This window comes from Streptomyces sp. NPDC051976 (assembly GCF_040680795.1).
Lineage (GTDB): Bacteria > Actinomycetota > Actinomycetes > Streptomycetales > Streptomycetaceae > Actinacidiphila.
Map to the genome: position 1 here is coordinate 1 of NZ_JBFAXL010000015.1, position 12850 is coordinate 12850.

The 12850-nt window shown below is 69.5% G+C and carries 8 protein-coding genes; 7 read left to right on the forward strand and 1 reads right to left on the reverse strand.

Annotated elements, in window-relative coordinates:
- Positions 1–145: 145 nt before the first annotated feature.
- Entirely contained in the window at positions 146–2434 is a 2289-nt protein-coding gene (locus AB0M29_RS17460) for an ATP-binding protein (RefSeq protein ID WP_365383600.1), read from the forward strand.
- Between the two features lie 837 nt (positions 2435–3271).
- Here the strand turns inward: AB0M29_RS17460 and AB0M29_RS17465 are convergent.
- Positions 3272–3487, reverse strand: coding sequence for a hypothetical protein (locus tag AB0M29_RS17465; RefSeq protein ID WP_365383398.1), 216 nt, complete (start codon positions 3485–3487; stop codon positions 3272–3274).
- 715 nt (positions 3488–4202) lie between these two features.
- Between AB0M29_RS17465 and AB0M29_RS17470 the strand changes: the two genes are divergently transcribed.
- The 6 genes from AB0M29_RS17470 (at position 4203) to AB0M29_RS17495 (ending at position 12772) form a co-directional block, all read left to right on the forward strand.
- Positions 4203–5549, forward strand: coding sequence for a tetratricopeptide repeat protein (locus AB0M29_RS17470; protein ID WP_365383400.1), 1347 nt, complete (start codon positions 4203–4205; stop codon positions 5547–5549).
- A 684-nt stretch (positions 5550–6233) separates the two neighbouring features.
- Positions 6234–7007, forward strand: a complete 774-nt coding sequence (locus AB0M29_RS17475; protein WP_365383402.1) for a hypothetical protein — start codon at positions 6234–6236, stop codon at positions 7005–7007.
- Positions 7008–7303: 296 nt separating this feature from the next.
- The gene (locus tag AB0M29_RS17480) at positions 7304–7753 is read left to right on the forward strand and encodes a class F sortase (RefSeq protein ID WP_365383403.1); all 450 of its coding nucleotides are present in this window, start codon (positions 7304–7306) and stop codon (positions 7751–7753) included.
- A 387-nt stretch (positions 7754–8140) separates the two neighbouring features.
- A complete protein-coding gene (locus AB0M29_RS17485) occupies positions 8141–9586 on the forward strand; it encodes a DUF4331 domain-containing protein (protein ID WP_365383405.1) in 1446 nt (481 codons plus the stop codon).
- A gap of 103 nt (positions 9587–9689) precedes the next feature.
- On the forward strand, positions 9690–11012 hold the full coding sequence (locus tag AB0M29_RS17490) for a tetratricopeptide repeat protein (protein ID WP_365383407.1): 1323 nt from the start codon (positions 9690–9692) through the stop codon (positions 11010–11012).
- Complete coding sequence (locus AB0M29_RS17495; protein ID WP_365383409.1) at positions 11009–12772, forward strand: hypothetical protein; 1764 nt, start codon at positions 11009–11011, stop codon at positions 12770–12772. The genes AB0M29_RS17490 and AB0M29_RS17495 overlap by 4 nt, the downstream gene beginning before the upstream one ends.
- The last annotated feature ends 78 nt before the right edge of the window (positions 12773–12850 follow it).

Genomic DNA, 12850 nt, shown 5'->3' on the forward strand with positions numbered 1-12850 from the left:
GCGATGAACACCGCCGAACTGCTGGGCGACGGCTTCAGCCGGGTACAGGAGACCGTCCACGCCGCCGTGGCCGGACTCAGCGCCGAGGAACTGGCTGGTCGTGCCACGGGTCGAACGCGCCTATCACGACGCCTCGTTCGACGAGATGGACCTCGACACGATTCTGGCCCGGGCCCCTCAGGTGGCCCTGGTGGACGAGCTGGCACACACCAACGTGCCCGGCGGGCGGCACGACAAGCGCTGGGAGGACATAGAGGAGCTGCTCGCGGCGGGCATCGACGTCGTCACCACCGTCAACATCCAGCATCTGGAATCGCTCAACGACGTCGTCGAGAAGATCACCGGCGTGCCGCAGCGCGAGACCGTGCCCGACGAGATGGTCCGCCGCGCGTACCAGATCGAGCTGGTCGACATGCCCGCCGAGGCGCTGCGCCGCCGCATGGCGCACGGCAACGTCTACGCCCCGGAAAAGGTCGACGCCGCCCTGTCGAACTACTTCCGCGTCGGCAACCTCACCGCGCTGCGCGAACTCGCGCTCCTGTGGGTGGCCGGACGAGTGGACGAAGCGCTCCAGAGGTACCGCTACGAACACGGCATAGGGCGGGTGTGGGAGACCCGCGAACGTGTGGTCGTCGCGCTGACCGGGGGTCCCGAGGGCGCCACACTGATCCGCCGGGCCGCCCGTATCGCCGACCGCTCGGCCGGCGGAGACCTGCTGGCGGTGCACATCGCCCGCAGCGACGGCCTGGCCGACGCCTCACCCGCGGCGCTGGCCAAGCAGCGGTCCCTGGTGGAGTCCCTGGGCGGTACCTTCCACTCCGTCGTCGGGGACCATGTCCCCAGCGCCCTGCTGGACTTCGCCCGTGCCGAGAGCGCCACACAACTGGTGGTGGGCACCAGCCGCCGCGGCCGGCTCGCGCACTTCCTGACAGGCCGGGGTGTCGGCGAGACGACCGTGGAGCAGTCCGGCGACATCGACGTCCACATGGTCACCCATGAGCGGGCCCGCCGCGGCCGCCTGCTGCCGACTCCGAAGAGCACTCTGCCGCTGGTGCGCAGGGTGGCGGGGCCGGTCGCCGGTCTGATCCTCCCGTTCCTGCTCACCGTGCTCCTCAGCCACACCCGCGGAAGCCTCAACCTGACCACCGACGCCCTGCTGTTCCTGCTCGCGGTGGTCGGTGTGGCCTGCATCGGCGGCGTCGTCTCCGCCCTGCTGGCCTCCATCACCGCCTCGCTGCTCCTCAACTGGTACTTCATCCCGCCGATCCACAAGTTCACGATCGGTGAGACCAACAACGTTCTCGCGCTGGCCGTGTTCGCGGTCGTCGCGGTCACGGTGGCGGCCATCGTCGACCACTCCCTGCGGCTGTCCCGGCGCGCGGCCAACGCCACCGCGGAAGCCGAGACGCTCTCCTCGGTGGCGGGCGGCATCCTGCGCGGCGACCAAGGGGTCGAGGTGCTGCTGCGGCGCACGAAGGAGGCGTTCGGCATGGAGGTCGCCGAACTGCACCACCGCGTCGGTCACGGCATCGAACCCGCCGACACCTCGGCCCAGGACGACGCAGCCGGTGTGACCGTCCCCGTCGGAACGGACGATGTCCTGGTCCTGCGCGGCCGCCGGCTGGCCGCCTCCGAACGCCGGGTGCTCGTCGCCTTCGCGGGACACGTCGCGGCCGCCCTGGAACGCGCACGGCTGGCGGAGGCCGCCGCCGAGGTGGAACCGGTCAAGGCCGCCGACCGGATGCGCACCGCCCTGCTGGCGGCGGTCAGCCACGACCTGCGCACCCCGATCGCCAGTGGCTGGGCGGCTGTCAGCAGCCTGCGCAGCCGCGACGTGCACTTCTCGGACGAGGACCGGGACGAACTCCTTGCCACCGCCGAGGAGTCCCTGGCCCGCCTCAACCGCCTCGTCGACAACCTCCTCGACATGAGCCGTCTGCAGGCAGGCGCCCTGAGCCTGCGTCTTCAGCCCACCGCACTCGCCGAGGTACTGCCGCTCGCCCTGGACACCCTGCCCGAAACCGCCGTTCCCGTGCGCACCCAGGGTGTGACCGGCACCGCCGACATCCTCGCCGACCCCCCACTGCTGGAACGCGTGATCGCCAACCTCGTCACCAACGCCGTACGCCACAGCCCACCCGGCGGGAAGGTCCTGCTCAGCGCCAGTGCCCTGGGAGAGCAGGTGGAACTGCGGGTCATCGACCGGGGCCCCGGGCTGCAGGTCCAGGACCGCGACCGCGTCTTCGAGGCGTTCCAGCGCATGGGCGACACCGACAACACCACCGGTCTCGGTCTGGGGCTCGCCCTGTCACGCGGACTCACCGAGGCAATGGGCGGCACCCTCACCCCGGAGGACACCCCCGGCGGCGGCCTGACCATGGTGGTCTCGCTCCCCGCCGCCCGGTCCGTCCGGCCCGAGGAAACACTGAGCTGACGGACGGACAGCCGGACAGCCGGTCCGCTGCCGTCAGCGCAGCCCAGAAGCACCCAGAATGACGGCGGCTTCCGCGGCGACCTGCGTCCCGAAACATGAGCCTGCGGAACGCCCCATGGGGAAATGGCCAAACGATTCCCCATGCGGCCGTGGCGCACCCAACTCTCTCTGGAGGTCACCGGAACCTGCGGCAGCTCCCTGGAGGAGTCCTCACAGCCCGTAGTCCGTATAGGGACGCATGCGGGTTGCTTGGCCACCAGCCAGGATCAGGGCATTACCCGTTCTCTCAGACTCTACGGACACCCGATTGGCGCCGGTCGCAGCATCCTCGCAGGGCGGCGCTTCCGAGTCTCGAAGCCCGGCCACCACTGTCAGGCGTCGGGGCCATCGCGTCCGCAAACCTCCGGCGCCGATCAGGCCATGGGCATCGGCGGAGTGCGCGGGACGGGGGGTGTGACTCCATGACCACACGCAGCGTGTCTAAGTGCCGGTACAACTCCCGTCGCGAGACGTGGCGGCACCACCACTCCTCAGCTACCCAGGCGAGACCCATGATGCGGTCCCACAAGGAAGGCTTCGGGGGGTTCATAATCCGTTCAATGTTGCGCTCGCGGTTCCGCTCAGCGATTTCCTCTGACGTGGGCGGACGCGGGGCCATGCGTAGTCTCATGGCAGCCGATTGCCTTTCGTGATACGCGATGTGGTGGCGCCTCCTGCGGACGCTTTGGGGTGGCCGCAGGAGGCGCCTGACCCCGTACCGGCGGGCGGGGGAGCACGACCGGCACGGGGACAGTGCGGTGCTGCCCTTACCCGGAAACGGCAGCCATCGGGGGTGGCTCAGTCCTGCGTCAGCTCTAGTTGATCGGGGTCCGTCGTCCATTCGACTCCGCCGCCGCACGGGCGGATATAGGCAAGGTCACCCGTGCGCCCCTGCACGCACCAGCCGTACGGGTCCCCGGGGTCCATGTAGGCCCGCAGAATGCCCACGCGTCCGGTCGCGATATCCAGGACCTTGGTACCCGGTTCGATGGCGCCCCGTCCCTTGCCACTCACGGACGCACCCCTTGGCAGCGCGCATCACGCAAGGCGCCGCGCAGGAGTACCGCTGCCGGGCAGTCCTCCCCACCTGTCCGGCACTCCGCCTGGCAATTCTGGACGTGGGCCAGCCACGCCCGGTACGCCAGCCGTGCGCGCCCCTCAGCGACTTGGACGGCTGCGGAGGCGAGACGGCGGGCGCCTGCCGATTCCTCCTGCTGCGAGTGTCCCCCTGCCCTCTCGACGCCGCTCACCGCATCGCCTCTGGCGGGACCATGCACACGGTGCTGTCGCGCGGGCGGATGAGCGTTCCCGGCTGTTCCCACTCCTCGGGTGGGAAGTAGGCGCCCCGGCTACCGGGCGCCGGTACCCAGTCGTGCGGCGGGGGTACCAAGCCTCGACGCTGCCAGCGGCGGGCGCGTCCCGTAGCGACGTCGACGGACCACGGGGCGGACTCATGCACGCGCACGGTGCGGGCGGCGGGCAATGCTCGGCGGTGGCTGTGCCTGCCTCGCGTGGGCTGATGGCGGCGTAAGAGCCCCAGGGTGCATAACAGTTGGACGATACGATTGCTCACGTCAGCGCTCCTTGAAGCGTTGGCCATGCCCCCGGGCCGGTCGCACGGTCGCGGGGGTCCTGTCTCGCTCTAGGCAACCGGTCCGCTACCCACAGCGGTACCGTTGTGACGCAAGGCGTTGTTAAGAGCGATAAGCGGCGCGGGGAGTGGGCACCAGTGGGCGACCGACAGCCGAACGAGAGCCTGAGGCGGCTCTACGCAGCGACGGGGTGGACCCTGCGGCAGTTCGCGCAGGAGGTCAACAAGGTTGCCACTGAGCGAGGCAAGCCGACGCGCTACCAGGGGCCATCAGCGCACCAGTGGTTAGACGGGCACCTACCCAAGGAAGAGGTACGCCCCCTGATCCTGGAAGCACTTGCCCGTCGCCTCCAACGGCCCGTCACACACGCTGAGGCTGGCTTCCCCACGCCTGCCTACGACAAGCACGACGTCAATACCGTTGAGGGTTTACTGGACCTCGGCAGGCAAGACATGGACCCCTCACGGCGCACCGTCATAGGAGCCGGAGCCAAACTCTTCTCCGTGGCTTTAGCCATTCCGGGGTGGCAAGACGTCGTGGGCCGCATGGAAGCTGTGCAATCAGGCCGAATGCAGCGCATCGGTATGCCCGAGGTTGATTCCGTAATCGCCATGACGGATCGACTATCCGATCTCGATGATCAATTCGGCGGACGATACGCGCGCCCGATGGCTGCCGCCTTCATGGTCAACATCGTCGCCCCGTACTTGAAGACTGACGCGCCCAGCGAAGTGCGCAAGGCGATGGTCTCTGCCGCATCCTTCCTGTGCTACCTAACGGGTTGGATGGCGGTAGACGAAGGGGTGCACGGCACAGCCCAACAGTATTACGTGAAGGGGCTGGAACTCGCGGGCGCCAGTGGCGACCACTCGACCTATTGCCACATTCTCCGCGGGATGTCGGTTCAATCGGTGGACTTGGGCCACGGCTCTACCGCGGTGGCCTGGGCCAACGCTGCAAGCGAGGCATCTCCGACGGCTGGACCCAGAATGACAGCCTTCATGGCCGGGCAACAAGCTCACTCCTATGCCGTAGCAGGGGAACGTTCTAACGCCCTCCGAAGCATCCGGGAAACCGAAACGGCACTGAACAAGGCAAACAGCCAAGGGGGGACCTTTGGGGGGTATAACGCCGCCACGCTTGCGTATCACACCGCGCAAGTGAGACAGGCGCTGGGTGATGTTGCTGGGAGCGTGGATTCCCTGCAGTTGTGCTTCCGCTTGCGCAACTCCAAGAACGATTCCCATCGAGGGGACATGCGCTTCGGTGCGATGCTGGCGGAACGTCAACTGGCGATCGGTCATTTGGACGCGGCGTGCGCCACGTGGGGCAAGGTAGTGGACGGCTACCCCACGATTCAATCGGGGCAAGTCGACAAGCACGTCACGGAAATGTTCCGCCTGATCCGCCCGCACCTCAAGAACTCCGCCGCGCGTGATCTCTATGAGCGGGCACGCCTTACCGCCCCCTCACTGGCCGCCTGAGCCAGACCTGAGTATCGCCCGTCGTACGGGGACGGTGCGCTGTGCAACTCGGGAAGACCCGGGGACATCCCTCTCCCTACGCTTGGGGCTTCCAGCAAGAGACCGGGGCGGGGCAGACGGTGATTCAACGGTGGCGAGCACGGTGGGTGATAGCGCCGGTCGTGATGGCGGCTTTGGCCGCTGGGGCGGTGGCGCTACTTGAGGCGGACCAGCGGCCGTCGTGGCTGGGGTGGTGCCCACCGTGGCTAGCTGCGGTGGTCGTCGCCGTCGTAGGCGTGGCTGGTGCTGGCTGGCTGTCTGGAGCAGTAGCTCAAGCACCGCCAGGACGAGGCTGACCTTGAACGGGCCGCCGTACAGCGCATGCTCGCCCATCTCGGCCGCTCTCACGGGCTACCGCGGCTGGGTGAACAGGGCGCCGATGCTCTGATGCTGCGAGTCCACCAGACAGCTCCCCGTCCACCCATCCCCGGAGGCCCGGACGTCGCGCCCACGACGCACCGGCCATTGGCAGTGGGCACCGAGACCCGACCAATACTTCAGGGCACCCGCTCCGAATACCAGGTGCGAGGCGATCCCGGCGAGCCAGGAGAGGCACTCTCCGGCCGCCGTTCCTCCCTATGGCGCAGGGGCTGCATTTCGCACGCGGTACGGGATTACCGCAGCGCCCCGTCTGGAGAAGAAGCCATGAACAAGTTCACCCTTCCGCTGCTGGGCATCGCGGCGATCGCTCTGCCGCTGGCCCTGCCGGCGGTGGCCGGCGCCCAGTCCTCCGGCGGCAGCAATTACCAGGCAAACCTCAACCCCGTCGCCGACAACATGGTCGACGGGTCGGGCACGGCAACCGTGAGCCTGTCCGGCAATCAGGCCACCATCTCCGTGACAGCGAACCGTCTGCTCGACAGCGCACCGCACGCGCAGCACATCCACATCAAGGGTTCCGGAGAGTGCCCGAAGGCGGACGCCGGTCATATGCACAACGGCCACGTGGCGATCAGCACGACCGACGGTCTGCCCGCCTACGGGAAGATCGGCAGCTCGCTCACCACCAAGGGCGACACCAGCCCGGGCAGCGCGCTGGCCGTCGACCGCTTCCCGAGCACCGGCTCCTACCACTACACGCGCACCATCACCGTGACGCCGGACGTGGCGCAGCAGATCCGCGCCAACAACGCCGTCGTCGTGGTGCACGGCATCGACTACAACCACAACGGCAAGTACGACAACGTCCTCGGCCCGAGCGAACTGGACCCGAAGCTCCCCCAGGAGGCCACCGCACCGGCGATCTGCGGAGCTCTCAACGCCATGCCCACCGGGGCAGCGGGCACCGGTGACGGCGCGACTCAGCACACCCACGGCGCCAACACCGCGGACCTGCTCGCCACCGGTCTGGGCGGCGCCGCCGTCGCGGCACTGGCCGGCACGCTGATCCTGCGGCGTCGGGCCGCAGCGAAGCGATGACCCACCGCCCCGCCGCCGACGCCAACCGCGGACCGGAGCCGGAGTCGGAGTCGGAAGGAGCCGCCCCTCGCGTCACGGGGGGCGGCCACCGCCGTACCGTGGCCGGGGCGGTCGCCGCTGTCGTCCTGGGAACAGCCGCCGCAGTGGTCCTGATCACCAGTCAGGGCGGACACCCCGGCCCACCACCCCAGCCCGCGGCCGCGGCAACGCGGTCCGTCAGCGCAGCGCCGAGCGGGCCGACCCCGTCAGGCCCCCCGGCACCGCGCCCGCCCGCCGTCCCGGTCCTGCCCGCGTCCGTGCCCGTATCGCTGAACATCCCCGCCATCGGCGTCCACACCACCCTGCTCAGCCTCGGACGGAACACCGACGGAATCGTCCAGGTCCCCTGGCAGCCGCTCAAAGCCGGTTGGTACCGCAACTCCCCCACCCCCGGCCAGCTCGGCGCCTCCGTCATCCTCGGCCACGTCGACTCCGAACAGACCGGCCCCGCCGTCTTCTACCGCCTCGGCGCACTCACCCCCGGCACCCGCATCACCATCACCCGCGCCGACGGCACCACCGCCACCTTCATCACCGAGATGGTCCGCGAATACCCCAAGAACCACTTCCCCACCCTCGACGTCTACACCACCACCTCCGACCAACCCCAGCTACGCCTCATCACCTGCGGCAACTGGAACCCCCGCACCCACTCCTACCTGGGCAACACCGTCGCCTTCGCCACCCTCACCGCGACGACCCGATAGACAAGCCGCTGGGCAGGACGCGGGTTCAGCAAACCCCGCTTGCCGAGCTACTCCTCCAGGGCCCGCGAGGGATTTCAGGCCCAGTGACAGCACGGTGAGTCGTAAGCTGCCGCACAGTGTTCACTCTTGCAATCTATGTGCAGATAGCTTGATGTAGCAGGTACACGTGGGGTGTTCGGCGGGGCGCGCGGAGGTGCGGCGTGTCCGGCGTGTACACCGGGGCGGCCGTGCGGCCTCCGATTCGGCCACTGAGCGGGTGATTTATGGGCCACCCGGGTGGAGTCGACCGACCCGACCCATCCGGCGGCCTTCTGGGCACGAACAGGGCAGGAACGTGTGATGCGGCCCGCAGGGCCACGTCCCTCCGCCCTAAGAGAAAGCGCCCCCATGACCCTTCGCAGAAAACCCGCCGGCCTCAGCCGGTGGAAATCGGCCGCACTCCTGCTCGCGCTGAGCACGGCCGTCGCCGGTGCGGCGCTGGCCGGCCCCGGCGCCGGTGTCGGCCAGGCCTCCAGCCATCGTGAGGCGCCGCTGATCGCGTCGGACCCGCAGGTCGACAACACCGACGTGTACGCCTTCTCCAGCCCGGACAAGTCCGACACGGTGACGCTGGTCGCGAACTGGTACCCGTTCCAGGAGCCCAACGGCGGGCCGAACTTCTACCCGTTCGCCACCGACGCGCACTACGACATCAACATCGACAGCCAGGGCACCGGCAAGCCGGACCTCACCTACCGGTGGACGTTCCGCAACGAGGACCGGCGCGGCGAGAAGACGTTCCTGTACAACAACGGGGTCGTCAACAACCTCACCGACAGGACACTGCTGTTCCGCCAGCACTACACGCTGCAGGAGCTCCGTGCCGGAAGGCCGCCGGTCACCCTGGTCAGGGACGGCATCGCCGCGCCGTCGAACGTCGGCCAGGCGTCGATGCCCAACTACGGGCGGCTGCGCGCCCAGGCGACCCGGCACCTGCCCGGCGGGGGCCAGACCGTCGCCAGCCAGGCAGCGGACCCGTTCTTCCTGGATCTGAGGGTCTTCGACCTGCTCTACGGCGGGAACCTGTCCGAGACCGGGCACAACACGCTCAACGGCTACAACGTCAACACCCTGGCGATCCAGGTGCCGAAGTCGGCGCTGGCGTTCCACGGGAACACCCGGCGCAACCCGGTCATCGGCGTGTGGAGCTCCACCGAGCGGCGCACCCTGCAGCTCACCCCGGGCAAGGCGACCCCGACCGGCCCGTACGTCCAGGTCTCGCGTCTGGGCAACCCGCTGATCAACGAGGTGGTCGTTCCGGCGGGCCTGAAGGACAGGTTCAACGCGCTGCCGCCGGAGCAGGACCACAACCAGCCCAAGATCGTGGCGAAGGTGCTCGATCCCGAGCTGCCCAAGCTCATCCAGGCGATCTACGGCATCCCGGCTCCGGCGACACCGCGTACCGACCTGCAGGAGATCTTCCTGACAGGTATCGCGAAGGCGGCAGGCGGTCCGCTGGCGGTGGACCTGAACTCGCAGCTGCTGAACAAGGACATCGACAAGGGGCGGTTCGTGCCCGCGGAGGAGCTGCGGCTGAACATGTCCACTCCGGTGACCGCCTCGCCCGACCGGCTCGGCGTGCTGGACGGGGACTTCCAGGGCTTCCCCAACGGGCGGCGCCTCGGTGACGACGTCATCGACATCGCCATCCAGGTGATGGAGGGGGCCACTCCGGGCCATCTCATCCCGGCACTCGCCGCCGGTGACGGCGTCAACGGCCCCGGCAGGCCCTTCACCGGGTCGTTCCCGTACGTCGCGCTGCCGTTCACCGGCGCTGTGAACCAAGCGGGCTGAACCCGTCCGGTGCGGGCGGCAGCCAGCCGCCCGCACCGGGTCCCGCCCCAACCCCCGCAGCCGGGCAGCCGGTCCACGCCCCCTTTGAGAGAGCACGTCGTCCATGCACCGCATCGCCCTGATCGCCACCGCCGCCGCGCTCTGTGCCGGCCTGACCGGATTCGCGGTGCTGGAGCATGCCGCGGATACTGCACCGCCTTCCGCGTCCACCGCGGCCGCCGGCCCGCAGCCGAACACAGCGGGCACCCCCTTGAGCATCGACGCCGTGGTCGACAAGCTCCAAGCCAACCTGCGCGTGCAGCCTTCCGACGCGTCTTCGTGGGCTCAACTGGGCTCCGCCTACGTCGAGCAGGCCCGGCTCAACGTAGATCCCACGCTCTACCCCAAATCCGAGGCGGCCCTGCGGCGGTCCCTCAAACTCCAGCCGCAGCACAACACCGCCGCGCTGACGGGGCTTGCGGGACTGGCCAACGCCCGCCACCAGTTCGCCCAGGCGCGGACCTGGGCGGACAAGGCCATCGCCGACGACCCCTACGCGTGGGCGCCCTACGGAGCCCTCAACGACGCCCTCACCCAGCTCGGCGACGACCAAGCAGCACAAGACGCCGTCCAGCACATGCTCAACCTGCATCCGTCGACCGCATCGTTCACCCGGGCGTCCTACACGCTCGAACTGCACGGCCGCACCGCCGACGCACAGCTCGCACTCCAGCGCGCCCTGGAGGACGCCACCACACCCGCCGATCAGGCGTTCTGCCAGCACTACCTCGGTGAGCTGGCGTTCAACACCGGGCACCCCCGGCAAGCCCTGGACCACTACCGGACCGCCCTCGCCCTCGACCCCACCTACACCGCGTCTGTGGCCGGTGCCGCCCGCGCGGAAGCCGCGCTCGGGCAGACCGCCCAAGCGCTCACTGACTACCAGCGGGCCATCGACCGGGTACCGCAACCGCAGTACGTCCTGGAGTACGGCGAACTGCTGCAGGCCCTCGGCCACACCAGCCAAGCGCGCACCCAGTACGGCGTCCTCCAGGCCGAGCAGAAGCTGTTCGCCGCCAACGGCGTCGTCGACGACCTCAACCTCGGGCAGTACCAGGCCGACCACGGCGATCCGCGCCTTGCGGTGACACTCCTGACCGCCGAATGGAACCGGCGCCACAGCGTGCTGGTCGCCGACGCACTGAGCTGGGCCCTGCACCGGGCAGGGCGCGACACCGACGCACTGCCCCTGGCCCACCAGGCGAACCGCCTGGGCTGGCGCGATGCCCTGCTGCGCTACCACCGCGCCGTCATCGAACAGTCCCTCGGCGACGACCGGGCTGCGCGCACCGATCTCACGGGCGCGCTCGCCGCCAACCCGGCCTTCTCCCCCTTGTTCGCCCCCGACGCACGCGCGCGCCTGGCCGCACTCCAAGGACAGCGATGACCCCCACCACCCCGCGCCGAGCCCGTCGCGCCGCGGCGCTGCTGATCGGTGTGCCCGCGCTGCTGTGGCTGGCCGGCCCCGCCGCATCGGCGCACCCGCTGGGCAACTTCACGGTCAACCGCTACGACGGCCTGACCCTTCATCCCGATCGCGTCGACGACCTCGCCGTCGTGGACACGGCCGAGATCCCCACCCTCCAGGCCGAGCCGGCCATCGATACCGACCACGACGGCACCCTCAGCGCGAGGGAGGCGGCGGCCCATGCCCACAAGGCGTGCGCCGTACTGGACGCGGCGATCGACGCCACCGTCCAGCCCGGCCATCACGCCGCACAACGCCCCTCGGTGCTGCGCTTCCGCGTGTCCGCCAGCTCCTTCCGCCTCGTGCACGGCCAGGCAGGGCTGAACACCAGCCGTCTGGAATGCCAGCTGACCGCCTCCGCCGACATCACCACCGGTGACGTCGTCGCCCTCTCCTCCGGTGTGGACGACTCGCGCATCGGCTGGCACGAGATCACCGCCCGAGGCGACGGAGTCCACATTGGATCATCCGACGTGCCCGCCAACTCCGTATCGAACGAACTGCGCCACTATCCGGCAGACCTGCTGGCCAACCCTCTGGACACGCGCCACGCGCGCGTGGTGCTGGGAGCCGGGCCCGGCGCCGCCCTTGCCACCGCGCCGGGCACTGGATGGTCCTCGGCCTGGTACGCCGCCCTCGACCGGCACTTGAGCGCCCTCACCGACAAGGACACGCTCACCCTGCCCGTGGGCCTGCTCGCCATCACGATGGCTCTGGTCCTCGGCGCCGGGCACGCCGCACTGCCCGGCCACGGCAAGACCATCATGGCCGCGTACCTGGCCGGCCGACAGGGCCGTACCCGCGACGCCCTCACCGTGGCGGGCACGGTGACGCTCACCCACACCGCATCCGTACTCGTCCTGGGGATCGCGCTGAGCGCCTCCTCCGCTCTTGCCGGCGAGGACGTATTGGCGTGGCTCGGTACGGTCAGCGGCCTGGTGATCACAGCCGCCGGGCTGTGGCTCCTGCCCGCAGCACTACGTACCTTCCGCCACCAGCGACCCACCACCTCCACAACGCACCCGCACCACCACGGCGCCGAACACCACGGCCCGGCACCGGATCACCGCCACGCCCCCGCGCAACCAGCGCTCCCCCTGGTGACGTCCATGGCGGCCGCGACCGCCGACAACACCCCGCCTGCCACAGTGGCCGTGTCGCCGCACACCGCACTCCCCCACCAGCCCCAAGATCACACGCATGGCGATCACCACGCCGCACACCACGGCCACCCCCACGACGACCACCACGGACACCACGGACACCACTACAGCCCGGGCCACGAGCACGACACGGACTCTCGCCACACCCACAGTCATGGACTGTTCGGCCACCACCACACCCACACCTCGGGCCCCGCAAAAGGTGGGCTGATCGGCATCGGCATCGCTGGCGGCCTCGTACCCAGCCCGTCAGCCCTGGTCGTGCTCCTGGGCTCCATCGCACTCGGTCGCACAGCGTTCGGCATCCTGCTCGTCGGGTGCTACGGCCTCGGCATGGCCACCGCACTGGCCGCAGCCGGACTGCTCCTGCTCAAGCTCCGCGACCGTCTTCCCACGCTGAGCGGGGGCAAATGGCACCACCTGGCCACCTGGGTCGCCCGCATCACTCCCCTCGGCACCGCACTGCTCATCCTGGCCGTCGGCGTCGGTACCGCCCTGCGCGCCATGCCCCTGTAGGCGCACCCACCACCGCCCAGCGCACCCCCAGCGCGGCGACCCGACCAGCCCCCCAACAGGGCACCCACCAGGAGACCG

Coding starts and splice junctions, on each gene's coding strand:
- AB0M29_RS17460 (WP_365383600.1), top strand. CDS start 146: ATGGACCTCGACACGATTCTGGCCCGGGCCCCTCAGGTGGCCCTGGTG.
- AB0M29_RS17475 (WP_365383402.1), top strand. CDS start 6,234: ATGAACAAGTTCACCCTTCCGCTGCTGGGCATCGCGGCGATCGCTCTG.
- AB0M29_RS17485 (WP_365383405.1), top strand. CDS start 8,141: ATGACCCTTCGCAGAAAACCCGCCGGCCTCAGCCGGTGGAAATCGGCC.
- AB0M29_RS17490 (WP_365383407.1), top strand. CDS start 9,690: ATGCACCGCATCGCCCTGATCGCCACCGCCGCCGCGCTCTGTGCCGGC.
- AB0M29_RS17495 (WP_365383409.1), top strand. CDS start 11,009: ATGACCCCCACCACCCCGCGCCGAGCCCGTCGCGCCGCGGCGCTGCTG.